Source organism: Clostridium malenominatum (assembly GCF_039521365.1).
In the GTDB taxonomy this organism is placed as follows: domain Bacteria; phylum Bacillota; class Clostridia; order Clostridiales; family Clostridiaceae; genus Clostridium_AW; species Clostridium_AW malenominatum.
The window spans coordinates 124,579-147,013 of record NZ_BAAACF010000001.1 but is presented as its reverse complement, the minus strand read 5'-3'; the positions used below and the strand labels follow the sequence as shown (position 1 = coordinate 147,013).

18 protein-coding genes and 1 pseudogene are annotated in these 22,435 nt (G+C 33.3%); 1 reads left to right on the top strand and 18 read right to left on the bottom strand.

The features are described 5' to 3' along the window. Positions 1 to 304 precede the first annotated feature (304 nt). Positions 305 to 1,174 (bottom strand): PhzF family phenazine biosynthesis protein, encoded by an 870-nt coding sequence (locus tag ABDZ69_RS00790; RefSeq protein ID WP_343765427.1) that lies wholly within the window; start codon positions 1,172 to 1,174, stop codon positions 305 to 307. Between the two features lie 12 nt (positions 1,175 to 1,186). Next, positions 1,187 to 2,233, bottom strand: a complete 1,047-nt coding sequence (locus ABDZ69_RS00785) for an ornithine cyclodeaminase family protein (RefSeq protein ID WP_343765424.1) — start codon at positions 2,231 to 2,233, stop codon at positions 1,187 to 1,189. Between the two features lie 146 nt (positions 2,234 to 2,379). On the opposite strand from ABDZ69_RS00785, the gene ABDZ69_RS00780 reads away from it, so the two are divergent. After that, complete coding sequence (locus tag ABDZ69_RS00780) at positions 2,380 to 3,825, top strand: aminotransferase-like domain-containing protein (RefSeq protein ID WP_343765422.1); 1,446 nt, start codon at positions 2,380 to 2,382, stop codon at positions 3,823 to 3,825. A gap of 134 nt (positions 3,826 to 3,959) precedes the next feature. On the opposite strand, the pseudogene ABDZ69_RS00775 reads toward ABDZ69_RS00780, so the two are convergent. The 16 genes and pseudogenes from ABDZ69_RS00775 to ABDZ69_RS00700 form a co-directional block, all read right to left on the bottom strand. After that, positions 3,960 to 4,715 (bottom strand): annotated as a pseudogene (locus ABDZ69_RS00775) (class I SAM-dependent RNA methyltransferase family protein); the annotation flags it as partial. 102 nt (positions 4,716 to 4,817) lie between these two features. Then, positions 4,818 to 6,077: an amidohydrolase family protein gene (locus ABDZ69_RS00770; RefSeq protein ID WP_343765420.1), complete on the bottom strand. Its 1,260-nt coding sequence runs from the start codon at positions 6,075 to 6,077 to the stop codon at positions 4,818 to 4,820. Between the two features lie 165 nt (positions 6,078 to 6,242). Beyond that, complete coding sequence (locus tag ABDZ69_RS00765) at positions 6,243 to 6,488, bottom strand: hypothetical protein (protein ID WP_343765418.1); 246 nt, start codon at positions 6,486 to 6,488, stop codon at positions 6,243 to 6,245. Between the two features lie 30 nt (positions 6,489 to 6,518). Then, on the bottom strand, positions 6,519 to 6,974 hold the full coding sequence (locus ABDZ69_RS00760) for a helix-turn-helix domain-containing protein (RefSeq protein WP_425544617.1): 456 nt from the start codon (positions 6,972 to 6,974) through the stop codon (positions 6,519 to 6,521). A gap of 223 nt (positions 6,975 to 7,197) precedes the next feature. Then, on the bottom strand, positions 7,198 to 8,580 hold the full coding sequence (rlmD, locus tag ABDZ69_RS00755) for a 23S rRNA (uracil(1939)-C(5))-methyltransferase RlmD (RefSeq protein WP_343765416.1): 1,383 nt from the start codon (positions 8,578 to 8,580) through the stop codon (positions 7,198 to 7,200). 136 nt (positions 8,581 to 8,716) lie between these two features. Continuing rightward, positions 8,717 to 9,412, bottom strand: coding sequence for a DUF554 domain-containing protein (locus ABDZ69_RS00750; protein WP_343765415.1), 696 nt, complete (start codon positions 9,410 to 9,412; stop codon positions 8,717 to 8,719). Positions 9,413 to 9,570: 158 nt separating this feature from the next. Then, positions 9,571 to 10,581: an aldo/keto reductase gene (locus ABDZ69_RS00745; protein ID WP_343765413.1), complete on the bottom strand. Its 1,011-nt coding sequence runs from the start codon at positions 10,579 to 10,581 to the stop codon at positions 9,571 to 9,573. Positions 10,582 to 10,686: 105 nt separating this feature from the next. Then, positions 10,687 to 11,637 (bottom strand): sulfite reductase subunit C, encoded by a 951-nt coding sequence (gene asrC / locus ABDZ69_RS00740; RefSeq protein WP_343765411.1) that lies wholly within the window; start codon positions 11,635 to 11,637, stop codon positions 10,687 to 10,689. 11 nt (positions 11,638 to 11,648) lie between these two features. Continuing rightward, positions 11,649 to 12,443 carry an anaerobic sulfite reductase subunit AsrB gene (asrB, locus tag ABDZ69_RS00735; RefSeq protein ID WP_343765408.1) on the bottom strand — a complete coding sequence of 265 codons (795 nt, stop codon included), beginning with the start codon at positions 12,441 to 12,443 and terminating at the stop codon, positions 11,649 to 11,651. Continuing rightward, the gene (gene asrA, locus ABDZ69_RS00730) at positions 12,444 to 13,445 is read right to left on the bottom strand and encodes an anaerobic sulfite reductase subunit AsrA (RefSeq protein ID WP_343765406.1); all 1,002 of its coding nucleotides are present in this window, start codon (positions 13,443 to 13,445) and stop codon (positions 12,444 to 12,446) included. A 1-nt stretch (position 13,446) separates the two neighbouring features. Next, the gene (locus tag ABDZ69_RS00725; RefSeq protein WP_343765404.1) at positions 13,447 to 14,229 is read right to left on the bottom strand and encodes a formate/nitrite transporter family protein; all 783 of its coding nucleotides are present in this window, start codon (positions 14,227 to 14,229) and stop codon (positions 13,447 to 13,449) included. 81 nt (positions 14,230 to 14,310) lie between these two features. After that, a complete protein-coding gene (locus ABDZ69_RS00720) occupies positions 14,311 to 15,000 on the bottom strand; it encodes a Crp/Fnr family transcriptional regulator (RefSeq protein ID WP_343765402.1) in 690 nt (229 codons plus the stop codon). After that, a complete protein-coding gene (locus ABDZ69_RS00715) occupies positions 14,993 to 15,886 on the bottom strand; it encodes a DMT family transporter (RefSeq protein WP_343765400.1) in 894 nt (297 codons plus the stop codon). The genes ABDZ69_RS00720 and ABDZ69_RS00715 overlap by 8 nt, the downstream gene beginning before the upstream one ends. Before the next feature lie 86 nt (positions 15,887 to 15,972). Then, positions 15,973 to 17,730: a pyruvate kinase gene (gene pyk / locus ABDZ69_RS00710; protein ID WP_343765399.1), complete on the bottom strand. Its 1,758-nt coding sequence runs from the start codon at positions 17,728 to 17,730 to the stop codon at positions 15,973 to 15,975. Positions 17,731 to 17,757: 27 nt separating this feature from the next. Further along, on the bottom strand, positions 17,758 to 18,717 hold the full coding sequence (gene pfkA, locus ABDZ69_RS00705; protein WP_343765397.1) for a 6-phosphofructokinase: 960 nt from the start codon (positions 18,715 to 18,717) through the stop codon (positions 17,758 to 17,760). Between the two features lie 217 nt (positions 18,718 to 18,934). Next, positions 18,935 to 22,432: a DNA polymerase III subunit alpha gene (locus ABDZ69_RS00700; RefSeq protein WP_343765394.1), complete on the bottom strand. Its 3,498-nt coding sequence runs from the start codon at positions 22,430 to 22,432 to the stop codon at positions 18,935 to 18,937. Positions 22,433 to 22,435: the final 3 nt, after the last annotated feature.

Genomic DNA, 22,435 nt, shown 5'->3' with positions numbered 1-22,435 from the left:
GTATTGTAATGAAATTGTGTTCCAAGCATATGCAAAGGGAATAGAATTTTATATTAAAAAACCTATTAATGTTGTTGAACTAACATCCTCTATCACTAGAATCCTTATATAGTTTTTGTTTTTCTAATATTCTGCTAAAGTTCAAGATTCCACCCCATTTCTTATGTAGCAAGCGAATAGTTTCACAATTCCTTGAGCGGTCAAAAAAGATGCCCGTAGATCATGGCGGAGTCTTTATGGTAGGATCTTTTTTAACTTATAACATTATAAAATTGAATGTAATTATATCCCATTTGCTTCGTTTCTATATTTCAACTTCTGATAAAGCTAGATTCATTGCCTTCCCCCCAACCTTGACTTCGAGAATCTCGTTTTCCTTTACTGTTAACGATACTAGAATTTCAGATGGCTTTTTCATGTAATAACCTTGTTCAAATACAATGTTCGATGTCTGCTGGTTGTTGATTTTTCCATAGTGATAAAGATAGCATCCAAGTGCACCATTTGAGGTTCCTGTTGCCGATTCTTCTGGGATATCATATAATGGAGCAAAATTTCTGCAATTAGCGTGCGAACCATGTAAGGATTCTAAGGCAAAAACATGATAACCAACTGCATTGTATTTTCGGCTAATTTTTTTAATTTTGTCCATATCCGGTTTAATTTCATTTAAAATCTTAATACTTTTTACGGGAACCATAATATCCCGAAGTCCTGTTGATACGACTTGGACCGACAAATCTTCCGGCATTTGCGAAGCTTTGATATTCAATGAATCCGCAATTTCATCTTTATCTATGATTTCCGAAAACACAGGAACCGGTTGATTCATAATAATGGAGTTATCTTCTTTAATTTCAATTCCCAAGATTCCGGCTTTGGTCTCCTGTTTATACGTACCTGGTTTTAACAATCCCAGACTTGCCATTGTATAGAAGGTTGCAATCGTTGCATGACCGCATAAATCAACCTCTTCCTTTGGCGTAAAGAATCTTACTTTAAAGTCTGCTACGTTTGATGGCAATACAAAAGCGGTTTCGCTAAAGCCTAGAATCGCAGCAATTTTTCTCATTTCCTTTTCCGATAATGAATCTGCATTAGTCACAACACCTGCTGCATTTCCACCCTCTTTCGTTTTAGCAAATGAATTTAATTTATATATGTTTACTTTCATAATCAATTCTCCTTATAAATTTACAATCGTTCCGATATTCTTTTCTTCTGCTATTTTTAATATATAATCCGCAACAGCTAAATCCTGCAACGCAATCCCTGTGCTGTCAAATACCGTGATATCTTTATTAGATAAGCGACCCTTTTCATTTCCGTTTATTACATTTCCTATTTCTGTTATCAATTCTTTCTGTACCATTCCTAACCTAATTGCTGTTTGTATTTCACCAACCTTCGATGCCTGACCTACATCATCTACAAAAACTCTTACAGTTTTAAATAATGTTTCATCTAACTCCTGTTTGCCTGGTAGGTCTGCCCCAATACAGCTAATATGTGTTCCTGGTTTTACCCATTCCTTTCTAATCAATGCCTGACTTGAAGGAGTGATGGTGATAACTGCATCCGTTTCACTCAGTGCTGATTCAATATTATTTACTGCAGAAAATTCTACCGTTTCGATTCTTTGAATCCATTTCTCGTTTTTCAAATCGTAAATATCATTTCTTATTCTGCTTAATTTAGTACGTATAGATTCTTGAAGTAATTTCGCCTTTTCCTCATTTCTTGGATTGTAAAGATAAACTTTTCGTATTGTTGGTACAGCGGTTAATGTTGCTGCGATTTGAAAGACTGCCTGATGACCAGTTCCTACTACTACGAGAACCTCCGCATTTTTTTTCGCAAGATATTTTATTCCAACTGCACCCGCTGCTCCAGTACGCATAGCTGTTAAATGTCTTGCATTAATCAGTGCTCTCGGAAAGCCATTCTTCAAATCAAACACCATTGTCATTCCTGTTAAAGCAGGAAGTCCCTGCATTTCATTTTCACCAAACCAGGCAACAAGTTTTAATCCAAATAAATTCTCAGCCTGATAAATTCCAGATTTTATATCCATATCCGCCTTTCCCTCAACTAAATCAGCAGAAACAAGCGGCAATATAGTTGCCTTATTATTTGCTTTCTGTTGATACGCATTTTCCACACACAAAATTGTATTTTTAAGATCTAATATGTGTTCTACATCATCGTCACTTATGATTCTTATTGAATTCATGATTCATACCCTCCTTTTAAATTAAACTACGGTGCCATGTATGACGTCATTATACTGAAAAAAAACACTTATGTCTCCAGCCATCAATGGTTGATTTTTAACCAGCCAAATGTTATATTAGATTTAATTGACAGGAGGAGTATTAAATGTTCGAAATCAATTGGAGACCAGATAAAACCTATCCAATGCCGTTGCATCTACAAATTGTTGGATATATCAAAGAAAAAATAACATTAAACGAATGGTCGATTGGCACAAAATTACCTAGTCAAAGAACTCTTGCAAAATTGTTCGCAGTAAATCGGAGTACGATTATTGCAGCAATGGATGAATTAGCTGCTGAAGGAATTATTCAAGGCAACACCGGTGGCGGAACAAAAATTATTAACAATACCTGGAATCTAATGAATAAAAACTACAATTGGAACGGTTATATCTCATCCGGAAACCATCAACCAAACCATATGATTATTCAGCAAATTAACGAGGCAGAGAGTGACCCTGAAATGATACGTATGGGCTCGTGTGAACCTGCTTCGGAACTGATTCCACAAGAAAAGATACAAGGAATATTAAAGAAATTATCCGTTTCATCACAGCCATTAGGGTATGAAGAACCAAGAGGATCCCTCTTTTTAAGGAAAGAAATCTGTAATTACTTAAAAACCATCGGAATTGTAGCAAATCCGTCTTCTATCTTAATTACCTCCGGTGCTTTGCAGGGTTTACAACTAATTTCCCTTGGTCTTTTGCATGCCAATTCTATTGTTTATCTTGAAAAGCCGTCCTATCTGTATTCTCTACGAACATTTCAGTCCTTTGGAATGCAGTTATTAGGAATTCCTTTTGAAGAAACAGGAATTAATATAAAGAAATTGTCAGAAAGGCATAAAAGTAAACAGGGCTCTATTCTATTTACTATTCCGACGTTCCATAATCCAACAGGAACAGTTATGCCTCTGGAAAAGAGGAAAGAATTGATTCATTTTTGTGAGAAGGAAGGGCTGCCAATCATCGAAGACGACGTGTATCGTGAAATCTGGTTTGAAGATTCCCCACCTCCTCCATTGAAAGCACTTGATAATAATGGTCTTGTTTTATATGTTGGAGGCATTTCAAAAAACTTAAGTCCTGGTCTTAGAATTGGCTGGATAGTTGGACCCGAACAGGTTATTGCAAGGCTATCCGATATTAAAATGCAGTCTGACTATGGCTCAAGTTCCCTCTCCCAGAATGTCGCTGCTGAATTATTTGCCAGTGGTTTATATAAAGAACATAATGAAATTCTAAGAAAAAAAGTCAAAGTAAGAAGAGATACCGCACTTACTGCATTAAATGAGCATTTTAATGAAATAGCCACATGGAATATCCCGAAAGGCGGTTATTTCATATGGCTAAAGTTAAATTATCCAATCTCCATGTACCAGCTTTTTGTGAAAGCATTAAATCGTAAGGTACTCATCCATCCTGGAGACTTGTACGAATTCCGCTCAAATCAGCATATACGTATCTCCTATTCGAATACAACACTAGCGGAAATCAGTCAAGGAATTAAAATCCTCTCCGAATTGGTACTAGAACAATTACAGTGAAATTTAATATATCCTTCCAGTTTCTATATTTACTGTGATAAATATGAAGTTTGCAAAACCATTCTCGATTTAATCGTTATTAAAAAATTTCACGTATTGCGAGCATTTCATGTGTTGCGAGCAATACGTGAGAGTCATTTCAGATGTAGTAGTATTACGCACTCAATGTGATTACTCATAGGAAACATATCCACAGGCTGTACCTTCATGGTCTTATATCCTAGTTCTTCCAATATACCTAAATCTCTAGCCAAAGTAGCTGGATCGCAGGATACGTAAACTATTCTCTTAGGTTCGCTCTTAGCTATGGCCTCTAGTAAAGACTTTTCGCAGCCCTTTCTTGGGGGATCCACTACCACCACATCCGCTATTATGCCTTTATCTATAAGGATAGGTATAACTTCTTCTGACTTTCCTACAATGAACTCCATAAACCTTTTTAGCCTTTTCGTATAATATTTCAGTTTGCACATGGTTTACTTGAAAAAATGAAAGAGGCGATATATTAAATTTGTACTTTCCTATGTAATCTACAATTGTGCCTTTTCCCATAGAGTTTTATTCTTAAGCCCTAACACCACATTAGTCTTATCCTTGTTTACGTTTTGAATTACACTCACTAATCCAGATATATTTTTAATCATCATATCTATAAATTCATTTTTATAAGGAAGCTCTTCTCCCCTTGTAACTATAACCACCATTACTCCCCCCAGTTTTAAAGGCTTTTCTTATCATAATATGCGTATAATTCCCTTATGAGTTTCTTCATGGTAAGTTTCTATATTATATTTTTTAATCCAGTCTTTTGTAATAGAAATTACTTTATCTCCAACTTCCTCTTGAATGTGACAATTATCTATATTAATTATTCTATGACTTCTTTGAGCATTAGCAAAACAAATTGTTCACAATTTGTTTACGTCCCTCGGGGTTCTTACGAGGTGTTAGTATTTATAAACTTTCGTGGTGAAAATAGATGCATTAAACCTTTAAATAGCAATATATACGCCCTTAATATATCTTTCTTTAATATTTCTATCGTCTCCAATATATAAGAATCTCTCCAGCCTTTCCTCTGGTTCCATTTCAAAGCCGCATATATTACTATCATCAATAACAAGAGCTGTAAAATCATAGCCTTCATTAAAGTTTCCCAACCTACCGAAAAAGCTTCCGCCAACTGTTGTTGCCATATATAAAACCTGAGCAACAGTCAGATGTCCACTATCATTATAAGCATATTTACGTGCTTTTGAAGTTTGTATTGCACTAGCCATTGTCCTGTATAAAGCCACAGAGTGTCCACCACCTATATCACTGCCAAGCGCTACCTTAATATTATTCCTCATAAGGTACTCTGCAGGCATAATACCGCTTGATACATTAATATTTGAATCAGGGCAGTGAACTGCAATACAATTCTCATTTTTCATAAGTTCTATCTCATCATCATTTAGCTCGATGCAGTGTGCCATTAAAGTTGGAACATTTCCAAGTAAGCGATTTTTTGCATAAACCTCTCCATAGTTTTTATATGATGGAAACAATTGTTTCACCCATTCTATCTCTGGTATAGATTCGCATAAATGTGATTGTACTGGTGTATTATACTTATCTGCAAGCAAACCTAACTTTTGATGGAGGTCTTCTGTACAGGATGGTGAAAACCGCGGTGTAATTATTGGCTTTGCCGTTTGATAATCCTTGTGTTCTACGATAAAACGCTCAGTATCTAGATAAGACTGCATTGTATCCTCTCGAATATAATCAGGACAATTATTATCCATATTAAGCTTTCCAACGAAGGCGTTAATTCCCTTTTTTTCTAAGAGCTCAAGAAGTATATGTGTGGCCTCGTAGTGTACAGTAGCAAAAATAGCACAGGAAAGTGTACCGTGACGAATTATTTCCTCAATAAATTCTTCATACACCCGCCTTGCATATTCACTGTCAGAAAATCTGGCTTCATTTGGGAATGTATACGTTTCAAGCCAATCTAATAGAGGCCTATCCATACCAATGCCCCTTTGATAAAACTGTGATGCATGTAGATGCATATCACAAAAGCTAGGTATTATTAGTGAATTACCTTTATCACTTATATCTATATCCTTGTATTTTTCAGGAATTTCCTGATAAACACCTTCTATTTTACCATCATTTGATACAAGAAAACTATCTTTATGAACAGATAGCTTATCTGATGATGGTGCATGTATAATATTACCTTTTAGTATTTTTATAGTCATTCTATTTTTCCCTTCTGAAATTATATACTATATTTTAAAAACAATGTCATATTGTAGTATTATACGAATTTTATTGTTAAATTTCAAGGAAAAGTTCAGCATACTCCAATTACTTAGTGAAACTAAAGGTATTCCAAAAAAGAAAAATAAACTATGTATGTTAAACTAAATAGGACACTGGGAGAATTGAAGATAACCCCAGGCACGAGATTTAAATCCGTAGATTAATTGTATTTCTATTTCTATAGCAGAGAGTAGCGTTCCACTCATAGATCTTGCAAGTGCTCTTCTCAGTCCTCTCTTTTTCTGCAAATCAGGCAATAAAAAAAAGGCTCTGTTTTTCAGTAACGAAGAACAGGGCCTCATAAGTCTTTGACCAATTTCAGATTTATTAAATTGTTCTTTCTCCATTTAATTTCTGTGATAAAGGATACGCTCCTTTTACTTGGCTTTCTTTTTTGCCATCTTGTATTTTTGATAAAGAATATCTTTTAAAATCAAAACAGTATCCACATCGTTAAAATCAAACTCATTTTTCAAAGTGTCGTACAACTCGGATATCTTCTCACAATAGGTATTTATTCCTTCTATACCTTGATATGAAGCTAAAATCGGATACTTTTTGCTCCATGCACTAGTCCAGTCAATTTCATCAACTATCATTTCGATACTGGTAACATCACCACCAATATGGCTTCCACTAATAAGATAGTCATAACTTACATTGTATAGTTGACTTAGTAATTTCGCTTTAATCAATTCAGGAACCGTTTGGTCGGTCTCCCATTTACTTACCGTTTGTCGAGATACACCTAATCTATCAGCAACATCTTCCTGAGATAAACCTGCCTTTTTACGCAAATCTAATAATTTTTCGCCTAATGATATAATAATCACCAGCCTTTCTATTATTTCAAGTTAACTTATAGATACAGTATACTTGAAATAAAAATTGTTTTCTACCAAGTGAAAATGGAGATTTGTCAACTTAACTTAACATCTAACACATATAAAGATTATATAAACTCCCTTTCCAACTGATGGAAAGAATTTTTAATTACTTATTACTTCAAAAGCCCATTTTTTGCTTTCAAACTACTATATGTTGTGATCAAACCGCCTATTTCTCCTTATGATTATAACGTGTCATCATAACCACACACTCCACATGACCCGTCATAGGAAACATATCCACAGGCTGTACCTTCATGGTCTTATATCCTAGTTCTTCCAATATACCTAAATCTCTAGCCAAAGTAGCTGGATCGCAGGATACGTAAACTATTCTCTTAGGTTCGATTTTCGCTATGGCCTCTAGTAAAGACTTTTCGCATCCCTTTCTTGGGGGATCCACTACCACCACATCCGCTATTATGCCTTTATCTATAAGGCTAGGTATAACTTCTTCTGACTTCCCTACAATGAACTCAGCATTATTTACTCTATTTTCCACCGCATTTATCTTTGCATTTTCTATGGCTTCTGGAATTATTTCAACTCCATAAACCTTTTTAGCTTTTTCCGATAAGAAAAGAGATATGGTTCCCGTACCGCAGTAAGCATCAAAGACTACTTCCTCTCCACTTAAGTCAGCATATTCTAAAGCCCTTTCATATAATATTTCCGTTTGCACAGGGTTTACTTGAAAAAATGAAAGTGGCGATATATTAAATTTGTACTTTCCTATGTAATCTACAATTGTGTCTTTTCCCCATAGGGTTTTATTCTTAAGACCTAACACCACATTGGTTTTATCCTTGTTTACGTTTTGAATTACACTTACTAATCCAGATATATTTTTAATCATCATATCTACAAATTCATTCTTATAAGGAAGTTCTTCTCCCCTTGTAACTATAACCACCATTACTTCCCCAGTTTTAAAGGCTTTTCTTATCATAATATGGCGTATAATTCCCTCATGAGTTTCTTCATGGTAAGTTTCTATATTATATTTTTTTATCCAATCTTTTGTAATGGAAATTACTTTATCTCCAACTTCCTCTTGAATGTGACAATTATCTATATTAATTATTCTATGACTTCTTTGAGCATAAAAACCTATAGAAATCTCCTCATTTTCCATACCCACTGGTAGTTGCACTTTATTTCTATATTTATAAGGATTTGTCATTCCTATAACTGGCTTTACTTCTACATCTATTTTCCCTATTCTTTTCATCACATCCTGCACCTTTTGTCTTTTAAACTCTAATTGGCCTTCATAAGACAAGTGCTGAATTTGACATCCTCCGCACTGATTGTATATGTTACAAATAGGTTCTTTCCTGTGAGGTGAAGGTTCTATAACTTCTATAAGTTTTCCAAAAGCAAAATTTTTGTTTATCTTTACTACTTTGATTTTACACTTTTCCCCTTTTATTGCCCGGGGAATAAAAATTGTAAAATCCTGAACTTTTGCCACACCTTCTCCTTCACTGCCAAAACCAGTTATTTCTACTATATATTCTTTATTTTTCTCTACAGGTATAATTTTTGTCATATTAACCACCTTTCGTGAAAATGATATTTCACATCATTTTCTCAGTTTTTTAGTTAATTAGTTCCTTAGTTAAATAGGTTATGATGAAATTCTTACAGAATTTCTACCACAAGTAAAGCACTAAAAATCTAAAAAACTAAGACACTAAAGTAATAACTATTTGATATAAAAACGGCATAAACATGGCTGGAACTAAATTGGCTACTTTAATTTTCGTCATTCCTAACATATTAAAGCCTAATCCCACTATTAAAAGACTTCCCACTGCAGTTATATTATCTACTACGCTAGCTATTAGTATTCCCTTTATCATTGTTGCAGATAGCGCAATTATTCCTTGGTATAAAATTATTGATACGGAGGCAAACAATACTCCTACTCCATAAGTTGATGCAAATATAATTGCTGCAAAACCATCTAATAAGGATTTCGCATATAGAGTAGAATGATTTCCTGTTAAGCCACTTTCTAAAGAACCTACTATACTCATAGCTCCCACACACATAAGCAAGGTCGCTGCTACGAAGCCTTGAGAAAACCTTCCCCCTTTTTCCTTAAACTTGCTTTGAAGGTTGTCCCCCATCTTTTGTAACCTCATATCTATATCTATAAACTCTCCAATGATAGAGCCTATTACCATACTAAGGATTATTGAATTTAAATCTTTACTCTTTAATGATCCAGATACTCCAATCAGTATTACACATAGGGCTAGTCCATTCATTACGGTTATTCTAAACTTTTCTTTTATTCCCTTTTTAAATAATAATCCTATACTACTTCCTATGGCTACTGCTGCTCCATTTACTAATACTCCTAACAAAATTATCACTCCATATCATTATACTAAAAAAAATTGCACCTAATAGGTGCATTAAAGAATCAGTTGTCCTAAAATTTAATTGTATTGTATTGTATTTTATTTCTGTCCATATATTTTTATATTATACAATAGTTTGTACTATTTTAAAAATATTTTTTGAAAATTTTCTATTCATTAAAACAACTTCTTACCTCTTTTAACATCTTTATTATAGGCAAATCATAAGGACATTTCTTCTCACAACTTCCACATTGAACGCAATCTTTTGCCCTATAGTTCGTAGATGCATATCTAGCTTCTGCCCAACCTTCCAGTCCATATCTTTCTTTATATCCTCTTAAAATAAATAAACCAGGTATGTCTATATTTTGTGGGCATGGACCACAATACCCACATCTTCTACAAAATTCTGTTCCCAGGCTATTTCTTATTTCTTCTGTTTTCATTTTTTCCTCTGGGGATAGCAGCAAACTATTATTTCCTACCTCTGAGTTCTCTTCTATCTCCTCAATAGTTGCCATTCCAGGTATGGCTGTTGTTACATTTTCATTATTTATTATGAATTTTAGTGCTAAAGTTCCATCCTCTAAAGCTCCCCCTGCCATTGGTTTCATGGCAATAACCCCTATGTTTAATTCTTTGCACCTTTTAAATAATTCTTCTCCTTGAGATTCTACAATATTATATGGATACATTATACTCTCAAACTTTCCAGTTTCAATTGCAATTTTTAAAATATCTAAACTATGAGAAGTTATACCTATATGCCCTATCTTTCCTTTTTTCTTCATTTCTAATAGCCCGTAATATGCACCATCTTCACTTAAAACCTTATTATAGTCTTCTTCAGTTTTAACATTATGTAGCTGGTATAAATCTATATAATTGGTTTTCAAATTTTTTAAGCTTATTTCAACATCCTTAATCATAGCTTCTTTATCTCTAGCCATAGACTTTGTTGCAATAATCCATTTATCTCTTCTGCCTTCTAATCCATAACCTAAATATTCCTCTGATACAGTGTATCCTCTTGCAGTATCCATAAAGTTAATACCTAACTCTTCACATTTAATTAATAACCTTTTAACTTCTTCTTTATTAGTCCTTTGTATTGGAATACCACCAAATCCTATGGATGATACGCTAAGTTCTGATTTCCCCAATATTCTATATTCCAAGTAAAACATCTCCTTTATACATATTCCCAACTTAATTCTAACTTTATAGATTTTTATTGTCAAATATATATTATGTGAAAAAGAGCATCTCATGGATGCTCTTTCTTAAAACCAATTTATATTATCTTCTACCTTAGCCTTACTACTTAAATTTACATTCTTTAAAGCCCATTTCTTAAATTCCTGATATCCTGTTCTATCTACTATATATCCAATATGCTCCTTACCACCTGGTGCATCTTTATCTATATATTCTTTAATATAATCATAGGTATTTAAAATTATATTAATAATACTTTCTTCATCTATCCAAGTTATAAAGTCTCTAGCTATTCTAGGGTTTTTCTTTCCTGTCCTACCCATTATAACTAATTTATAATATTTTTCTTCGCTTCTGCTCCAAGCAGAGGTTGGACACTTTCCTATACACTCACCGCAACCTATGCATTTGCTATGATCCCTTACTACCTTGTAATTTTCAAAGGTTAATGCTCCTGTTGCTCTTTTCTGGCAGTTAGTTACACAAGCTTCACAGCCTATACATCTATATGCATCGTATTCAGGCTCTGTCATACCTATAATTCCAAAATCATGCATTCTTGATTTAATACAATCATTAGGACATCCTGTAAGAGCAATTTTCACATGATAGTCATTAGGGAAAATCGCCTTTTCAATTTTCTTAGCAAATTTGGTGGTATTATAATTTGCAAAAGGACATACATTGTTTCCAATACATGCAGAAACATTTCTAGTTCCTGAAGCTGAATACCCTCCATTAGGATTTTGTTGATTTATTTCCAATCCCTCTATAATAGGTTGAAGTTCCTTATTAACTTCAGGAATATACTTCATTGAAATACCTGGTATCTCAAAGCCCTGTCTTGTGGTTATATGCAGAGTTCCATTACCGTATTTTTCTGCAATTTCTTGAAGAAGCGTTAGATATTTTGCTTCTAAATGTCCTCCAGGTACCCTTACCCTTGCCGCTGTCTTTCCTCTTTCCTTAGTCACTCTAAAGGCATTTTTCTTCAAGGATTTTGTATTAATATCCATTACTTCACCCCCTAATCTATAAGTTCCTTAGCTTTAGTGTAATTAAATACAGGTCCATCTAAACAAATGTAAGTATCATCTATTTTGCAATGGCCGCACTTTCCTACTCCACAACACATTTTTCTTTCATAAGAAACCCATATATTCTCTTCCTTTATTCCTCTTTTTAAAAATTCAGGTAGAGTAAATTTCATCATAATAGGAGGCCCCACCACTACAACGGTAGTTTCATCAGCATTTTCTATATTTAAACCCTCTACATACTTTGTTATAAGTCCAGTATTCCCTTTATAGTTTTCATCTCCATTATCCACTGTTATTATAGTTTTTATAGTTTCTTCCCATTTTGCAAGATCTTCTTTAAACAAAATGTCCTTTGGAGATTTAAATCCACAAAGTAAAGTAAAACTTTTCACTTCATCCACATGCTTTGCAAAATAATCTACAATACCCTTTACTGGTGCTAGTCCCGTTCCACCTGCTGCAACAATTACTTCTTTTCCTTTGTATAAATTTATATCAAAACCATTTCCAAAGGGTCCTCTCATAAAAAGATGGTTTCCTGGAAAAAAGGTGTGAATTACATCTGTTACCTTTCCTACTTTTCTTATAGTCAAATCCACATAGTTTTCCCCAATTTCAGAAACAGATATAGGAGCCTCTCCGTATTTTGGAATGGATACTTCAAAAAACTGTCCAGGCTTTACTTCTCCTTCAAATTCCATTCTAAAGGTATAGTCTATTTCCGTATGAGGTTTTATACTAATTATTTTTGATTTAAATGGCAAATATATATTATTCTCCAATTAACTCTCCTCCTTAACTGCTTCATTTAATTTATTAACACAATTTGAAAAAGAAATATATTCCGGGCAAATATCGTCACATCTTCCACAACCAACACACATATGGTACCCGAACCTTTTCTTAAAGTCGTACACCTTGTGCATTACCTTAAATCTCATTCTTTCCCCTTTATCTTTCCTAAATCCATGTCCTCCAGCCATTGATGTAAAACCTTCTGTTTGGCATGAAGCCCAAACTCTTCTTCTCTCTCCCACATTGCTATTGTCTTTATAAAATATATCCTGCATTGTGAAGCAAGCGCAGGTACCGCATACTGTATTACATTTACCACAAGCTATGCATCTTGAGGAATATTCTTTCCAAACTTCAGATTTAAATATACTATTATTTAACCCTTCAGGTATTTTTACCTCTATATTGTTTTCCTCTATAAATTTAGGTGCTACTTCTTGTTTTTCTTCATCATGAAACAAGTGAATTAGCTCTTCGTCTTTACACTGTACCGAAACCATATCCCCTTGCTTCTTAACAAATAATGAATAATCTTCTGTTTTATTTGTATCCATACTTACACAAAAACAGTTTTCAAAACTCTTCTCGCACTCTATTAAAACAAATTTTACTTTATCCCTTAATCTCTTATAATAAGGATCTACTCCGCCATTTTTTAGATATATTTCATCTAATCTTTTAGTAGCATGAATATCACAGCTTCTTAAAAATATAAGTATATTTTTTTCCTCTACCTTAGGTTCTATAACTTCATCTTCTGTAAAATAAAATAAAGTTTGAGTTATTGGAAGTATAACCTCTTTTGGAGAAAATAAGGATTTTTTATTAAATTCTATTTCCTCAATTTTACTTACTTCTCCATACCTTACCATGTCTGTATCTGAAAAGGTCCCTTTATTTTTTAAAAGCTTTGGTGCATATATTCTATAGTTTTTCATTAATTCATTCATTAAATTATTAAATTTCTTTGATGACATTGAAAATCCCACTTTACGCTCCTCCTTTAACTTTCTTTTTGCTTATATACCAGTATGTCCATCCTATAAATAAGGCTCCTCCTATGAAATTACCTAAGGTAACAGGAATCATGTTGTTCATAAATCCTCCTAAGGTAACCTCACCTCCATGAGGTATCATTAAAGCTACTGAAAGTAGTGTCATGTTAGCTACACTATGCTCAAAGCCTGTAGTTATAAAGGCAAATAAGCACCAAAATATCATTATTAATTTTGCCCCTTCTTCTTTTAATTTAAGGAAGCACCATACTGCAAGGCAAACTAACATATTACATAAAATACCCCTTATAAATAGTTGTCCAAAAGGTGCTGACATTTTCCCAGCAGTGGCTTTTACTATAAAATTACCTACATTACCGCTCCATAATCCAGAATAAGAAAACATCCATGCAAGTAAGACAGAGCCTAAAAGATTTCCTACGAAACTAAATATCCATATATTCACAGCTTCTTTCCAAGATACTTTCTTCTCTAAAGCTCCTACTGTCATAATAAGATTATTGCCTGTAAATAACTCCGATCCTGCTACGAGTACTAAACTTAAGGCTATTCCAAAGGCTACCCCCATAACTATTTTAGTAGCAGGTGAATTTGTTGAGGAAAGGATTCCTCCTATGGTAAAAATTAACAATATTCCAAAACCCACATATATTCCCGCCAGCATTGACGCTAATATATATTTTGTTTTACTTTCCTTTAATAAATCTGATTTTTTTTGTGATACATTTGCTAGTTTGTTAATTTCTTCACTAAACATTCCATGCTCCTCCTATACTTACTGAATTAGAACTTATAACAATAAAATAACATAGACAATAAAAAAAGAATGTGATTTCTATCACACTCCTCTAAAATACATTGAAAGAACATTTCTGTCTTTTATAACTATTTTTCTTCCCTTAAACTCTATTAACCCATCCTTCTCAAAATTACTTATGCATCTTGATATGGTTTCTCTACTACTTCCCAGCATATCTGCAAGATAAGTTACTGTTATATCTAAATTAATAAGAGTCCCCCCTTCAGTCTCTACTCCATAGTCTTTGCTTAATTTCCAAAGCTTTGCAGCTAGTTTTTTATCCATTTTAATAGGAACTGCATTTTTAAGCTGCCTATATAATCTTCTTATCTTCCTTCCCATGGAATATAATATAGACTTAGTAAACTCAAAATCCTCTTCCATTACTTTTAAAAAACACTTTTTGTTAAAGGATAGTATTTTACTGTCTTCAAATCCCTCACAATTTATAGAAGCAGGTAAATCATCGAAGATAACTTCATTTATTACTTCGCCCTTATTTAAAATATATATTATTCTCTTTTGTCCCACCTCTGATAGCCTGTAGAGTGTCACCTTCCCCTTCAACACTATATAAATATTATCCACCATTTCTCTCTCACTAAATAATACCTCTCCCTTTTTTAACTCTATTATGCTAGAAGAGTTAACTAAGAAAGTAACATGTTCTTTCTTTAAATCTTTAAATATTTCTATAGTTAAAATACTTTTTTCCAATGAATTATTCATTTTCCAACAACTCCGTATCTTTTGAATAAGCCTTAGCAATAAGTATTACCGATGATAAAATTAAAATACATCCTATTATAATTTTAAAGTTTACAACCTCCTTTAAAACTATAACCCCAAGTATCATACTTACTGTAGGTTCAAATGTACTAAGTATAGAAGCATTGGATGCACCGATTATCTTTATTCCAATTTGAAAAACAGTTGCTGCTATAACTGTAGCTATTATAGCGATTAAAAGGGCCAGTACATAACATCTAAAATCTAATTTTAAATTTAAATCACCTGTGCTTTTTCCAAAAATAAAAATAGAAATGGATGCCGCTATAGACAGGTAAAAGGTAAGCTTAAAGCTATCTATATTTCTAAGTGAACTTCTATCTATACTTACTATGTATAAAGAATAGGATATTCCTGATACCATAGCAAAAAATACACCAGCAAAATTCAACTGAATTTCTCCATTATACACAAGTAAAAATACACCAATGGAGGAGAGAATTAATGCAATTGCCTTTTTCCAGTATAATTTCTCCTTAAAAAATATTATGGATATTAAGGTTACCACTACAGGATAAATAAAATGCATAGTCATAGCCAGTCCACCAGAAATATAACTAAATGATATAAATAGCATAAGAGAAGTAGCTCCATAAGTAAATATTCCTGTAAAACCTACTGCAATTAACTCCTTCTTTGTTAATTTCAAATCCGTCTTTCTCCACATTAATATAGGAAGTATTACTATCCATGCAAAAAAGAATCTAAGAAAAACTAGGGTAATGGAATTTATACCATATTTATAAGCAAATTTAGCTAGTATAGGCATTAGACCAAAAGCCGCTGATGAAAACATTGCGAAAAATATCCCTTTAACTTTACTCAATTAATGTCATCCCCCTAATTAATTTAATCGTATAAAACATATATTATCATAGTATATAAAAAGAAGCACCTGCTTAGGTGCTTCTTTTATGATATTGACACTCTGCCGTTATAAATAATTCCTCTTCTCACATCCATAGTTACATAGGAACCATTCTTTAATACTTTCATTGCTCCTCCTGCACTACAAATAAAAGGTATCTCACGAGTTATACATTCAATAGCTAAGTGAGAAGTAAGCCCTCCTGTCTCAGCTATTACTCCACCTACTCTATCTAAAACCGAAACATATTCTATATCAGAATCCTTTATTACTAAAATATCTCCATTTTGCACTTCATTCCTAGCTTCTCTAGGGTTATTTACTATCTTTACTGTTCCATAGCCATGCTTTACTCCTGAACCTCTTCCTTGCACTAAAATATCTCCAACTACATGAACCTTTAACATATTTGTCGTTCCGGAATAGCTTGCTGGAATACCTGCTGCTATAACCACTAAATCACCTTTATTTACAAAACCAGATTCTAAAGATTTTTCTACAGATTTTTCTATAAGTTCATCCGTAGATGCATATTGTTCAGCAAGTATAGGAAACACTCCCCAGTTGAGGGCTAGCTTTCTAGCAACACTTTCGCTTGGAGTAACAGCAATTACCGGGCATGCTGGTCTATATTTTGAAACCATTCTTGCTGTGTATCCACTTTGTGTAGCAGTTATTATAGCTGATGCATTTAATTCCGCTGCTGTAGTGCATGTTGCTATACTAATAGCATTTGCTACATTCAGCACATGTGCTTCCCTCTTCTTTGCAAGTATTAAATCATAATCTATTTTTTCTTCTGCAGTCTTTGCAATCCTTGCCATAGTTTTAGCAGCTTCTACAGGATATTTTCCTCCTGCACTTTCACCGCTTAACATAATAGCATCCGTACCATCAAAAATTGCATTGGCAACGTCGGATGCTTCAGCTCTTGTTGGTCTTGGATTCCTCATCATGGAATCAAGCATTTGTGTCGCAGTTATAACTGCCTTTCCTGCCTTGTTACATTTTTCAATTATCATCTTTTGAACAATTGGAACTTGCTCAATTGGAATTTCTACTCCTAAGTCTCCTCTTGCTACCATTATTCCATCAGAGAACTGAATGATTTCATCTATATTTTCTACCCCTTCATGATTTTCTATCTTGGAGAAAATTTGAATATCTTTTCCGTTGTTTTGTTCTATAACCTTTCTTATAGCTAATACGTCTGATGCTTTTCTTATAAAGGAAGCTGCAATCATATCAATTTCATTTTCACAACCAAATTTTAAGTCGCTCTTGTCCTTTTCTGTAAGAGATGGTAATGAAGTAGCTACACCTGGTACATTTACGCCCTTATGATTTGAAACAAAACCGCTATTTTTTATTACACAATGGATTTTATTATCTTCTACTTTTTCTACTTCTAGCCCAACTAATCCATCGTCAATTAGTATCATATCTCCAGCTTTTACATCTTCATGTAAACTATCGTATGTAATAGAGCACTTAGTATTATCCCCTAATATTTCTTCTCCACAATAAATTGTAAACTTATTTCCTTCAATTAGCTCAATTTTGTCCTGATTAAAATTGCCTGTTCTTATTTCTGGTCCTTTAGTATCTAATATAATTGCGATATGAGTTTTTAATTTACTATTTAATTTCTTAACTAAATCTATTCTCTTTTTATGCTCTTCGTGACTTCCATGAGAAAAGTTCAGTCTAGCAGCATTCATACCAGCCTTAATTAACTCCGTTAAAACCTCTTCTTTGTCACTTGCAGGGCCAATTGTAAAAACCATCTTTGTTTTTTGCATAATAAAACCTCCTAAAGTTTATAAATATTAATAAGATAATGCCTCTCCAATTAAATATAATTCTTCATCAAATTTAGCTTCCATAGCTAAGGCCTCATTTATATCCATATCTATGACCTTGCCACCCCTTACACCTACTACAGTAGAGGATTTTCCTTCTATAAGTAATTCTACAGCTCTATATCCTAATCTAGATGCTAATATTCTATCATTAGCAGTTGGGCTTCCACCTCTTTGAATATGACCGAGCACCGTTGCTCTTGCTCCAATTCCAGTCACTTCTTCAATTTTTTGAGCTATTTCATTTGCTCCGCCTACGCCTTCAGCAACGATAATTAAGTTGTGCATCTTTCCTCTCAGTTTTCCTTCCAGAATCATTTTGCAAAGTTCATTACTATTATACCCTTTCTCTGGTATTATTACACTTTCAGCACCACCTGCAAGTCCTGAGTAAAGAGCTATGTCGCCGCAATTTCTCCCCATAACTTCTATAACACTAACTCTTTCATGAGAAGTAGAAGTATCTCTTAGTTTATTTATAGCGTCTAATACTGTGTTTACTGAGGTGTCAAAACCTATAGTAAAATCTGTATAAGCTAAGTCGTTATCAATTGTTCCAGGTATCCCTATGGTCTTAATTCCATACTTGGATAAGGCTTGTGCACCATGGAAGGAACCGTCACCACCAATTACTACTAAACCATCTATGCCAAAGGTATTTAAAATAGTAGCAGCTTTCTTTTGACCTGCTTCTGTCCTAAATTCATCACTTCTTGCAGTTCTTAATATGGTGCCACCTCTTTGTATAATATCAGAAACACTTCTTCTTTCCATTTGAAATATTTCTCCATTTATAAGACCACTAAAGCCTCTTTGTATTCCCATTACAGTTAAGCCTTTATCTAATCCAGTCCTAACTACTGCTCTTATTGCAGCATTCATTCCTGGAGCATCTCCACCACTAGTTAAAACCGCAATTTTTTTCATAATTATACCTCCTCCATTTTTTGACCACAGGGACAATTTTTGTCCCACATCTTTTGCAAGGATATAAAAAATCTATATACTATTAATTTTAATAAAAATCTGTTAAATGTGCAATGGCTATATACATTAAATAAAAAATAAACAAAGTATTAGAAAGAAATAATGATTTTCTTCTAATATTTTGTTTATTTTTATGATAAATATTCAATTAAAAATGCTAAATAGTTTTTACATTATCTTCTCCAAAATTAGACTTTAAAAGATTAATAAAGTTTCTATGACCATTTGTCCAAAGCTCTTTATTAAATTCATATTTTTTCTTGGTTTCTTCCACATATATATAAATAGGTATATTGCCTTTATATTGTGCAGAAGTTCCCTTTAAGAAATCTAGTGTGTTCCTTAACTCTTCTTCTCTAGTTATTCTAATGAATATTTTTTGGAAAGTTTCTTCAACGAGCTCTTCTTTAGATAAGAGCTCTACCTCTTCACATATAATTTTAGGCTGTTCGCTTTCTCTTAAACTTACTCTTCCTTTTATAAGTATGGTAGCATCTTCTTTTATCATTTCCTTATGCTTTTCTAATATTTTTGGAAAGACTATAACTTCAATAGCACCATAAAGGTCTTCTATCTGCAAAAAAGCCATCATCTCATTGCTTCTGGTAACCTTTTTACTTACACTAGTTAATATGCCACCTATCTTTACCGATTGGTTGTCAAATACCTTCTTTTCAATTTCAATTAATTCATCTTCGATCCCCTCTGAAATAACTATATCTGATATTTTTGTTATATATCTGCTGTTAAGTATTTCATTAAACTCTTCTAAGGGATGCCCTGAAATATATAGTCCTGTCATCTCTTTTTCCATAGCTAAGAGATATTTTTTAGGAAATTCATTGATGCTTGGATATTGTATATCTATAGGAGTATCTTCAAATTGAGTAAATAAATCTATTTGACCATTTATATTTTTCTTTCTGTCGTTATTAGTGCCGTCTAGTATTTTTTCATACACTGCTATCATTTGAGATCTATAAATTCCAAAATTATCAAAGGCTCCCGCTTTAATTAAGCTCTCCAAAGCTCTTTTGTTGACAAAAGCTAAATCTGCTTTATTACAGAAATCTAAAAGATCCTTAAAATTACCCTTACTTTCTCTAACCTTTACTATACTGTCAATGACATTTACTCCAGCATTCTTTACTCCAGCTAATCCAAATCTTATTTTATTACCATTCACTGTAAACTTACTAAAGCTTTCATTAATGTCTGGTGGTAAAACTTCGATGCCTCTCTCCTTAGCAAACCTTACATAATAAGATACTTTTTCATTGTTACCCATAACGCTATTTAGCATAGCTGCAATAAATTCAGCAGGATAATAACTCATTAAATATCCTGTTTGATAAGCTACTACAGCATAAGCCGCAGCATGGGATTTATTAAATGCATAGGAAGCGAAATCCATCATGGAATCAAATATCTTATCTCCTATTTTTTCATCTATACCATTACGTATACATCCTGGAACCTCTATGTTTCCATCTTTATCTACAATTCCATAAATAAAGTTTTTTCTTTCCTCTTCCATGACATCATGTTTTTTCTTTGACATAGCACGCCTTACTAAGTCACTTCTTCCCATGGAATATCCAGCTAGTCTTCTAACAATTTCCATAACCTGTTCTTGATAAACCATACATCCATAAGTAACAGAAAGTATATCTTTAAGCATTGGAGTCAAATATTCTATCTTATCTGTATTCTTCTTATTAGAAATATATTTAGGTATTTCCGCCATAGGACCTGGCCTGTAAAGACTTATACCTGCTATGATATCTTCTAAGGAATCTGGTTTTAGATCCTTCATAAAGCTCGTCATTCCAGGAGATTCTAATTGGAACACCCCTACGGTTTTGCCTTCACTTATCATTTTATAAACTTCTTTATCTTCAAATCCTAACTCATCAAGGTTTATAGAGATTCCTCTATTGCTCTGTATCATCTCTACTGCATCTCTCATAACCGTAAGAGTTCTAAGTCCTAAGAAATCCATTTTCAAAAGTCCAAGCTCCTCTAGGGTACCCATGGTAAATTGAGTAACTATGGAACCTTCATTCTTTTGAAGTGGTACGTATTCTACTAAAGGGTGAGATGCTATAACCACTCCCGCTGCATGAGTAGAAGTATGTCTAGGTAATCCCTCTAACCTTCTTGCTACATCTATTAATTCTTTAATTCTTTCATCATCTTCGTATATGTCATTTAACTCAGAATTTAATTCTAAAGCCTTATCTATGGTAATATTAAGTACTGTAGGTATCATTTTTGCAATTTTATCTACCTCAGCATAGGAATAATTCATAGCTCTTCCTACGTCTCTTATACACGCCCTTGCCGCCATAGTACCAAAGGTTATTATTTGTGATACATTATCAGAACCATACTTGCTTACTACATAATCTATGACCTCTCCACGTCTTTCGTAGCAAAAGTCGCTATCAATATCAGGCATAGATATTCTTTCAGGATTTAAAAACCTTTCAAATATAAGGCCGTATTTTATTGGATCTATTTTAGTAATTCCTAGGGTATATGCTACAATTGACCCTGCACCACTACCCCTTCCTGGTCCTGTCATTATGCCCTTTTCTTTAGCAAATCTAATAAAATCCCAAACTATAAGAAAATAATCTACATAATTCATATCTCCTATTATTTTAAGCTCAAATAATAGTCTTTCCTCTAACTCCTTTGTTATTTCCTTATATCTATCTTTCAGTCCCTGAAAACAAACTTCCTTTAAATATTCCTTATGATCCGTACCCTCAGGCAGTGGGAAAACTGGTAGTTTTGACTCACCAAACTCATAATGAAAATTACACTGCTCTGCTATTTTAACAGTATTTTCTAGAGCCTCCGGTACATGGGAAAAGAGTTTGTACATCTCCTCCGGTGATTTTAAATAAAATTCATCTGAAGGATATCTCATCCTTTCTTCTTCGTCCACTGTTTTATTTGTTTGAATACATAAAAGTATATCATGAGGTTTATAATCCTCTTTATTAATATAATGCACGTCGTTAGTGGCAACCAAAGGAATATCTAATCTTTTAGACATGGCAATTAATTCATTGTTAACCTGCATTTGTTCCTTTTGCCCATGATACTGTAGCTCTAAATAAAAACCTTCCTTAAATATATCTTTATATATTAGTGCTGTTTCCTCTGCTTTGCTTATTCTTCCATCAAGTATATAGCTTTGAATTTCTCCTCCTAAGCAAGCACTTAGAGCTATTAAACCCTCACTATTTTCCTTTAGAAAATCATGATCAACTCTAGGTTTATAATAGAAACCTTCAATAGAAGCCTTACTTGCTATTTTCATTAAATTCTCATATCCTGTTTTATTTTTAACAAGTAATACCAAGTGATATATTCCGTTGTCTCTATCATTAACTTTTATATCCATAGATTTTGGAACTACATATATTTCACATCCAATTATGGGCTTAATCCCCTCAGCTTTAGCAGCCTTATAGAAATCCACACACCCATATAAAACTCCATGATCTGTGATAGCTAAGCTTTCCATTCCAAGCTCTTTAGCTCTTTTAACTAATTCCTTAATCTTTGCTGAACAATCTAACAAAGAATATTCTGTATGCTGATGCAAACTAACCCATTTCTTAGAATAATTATTTTCCATAGT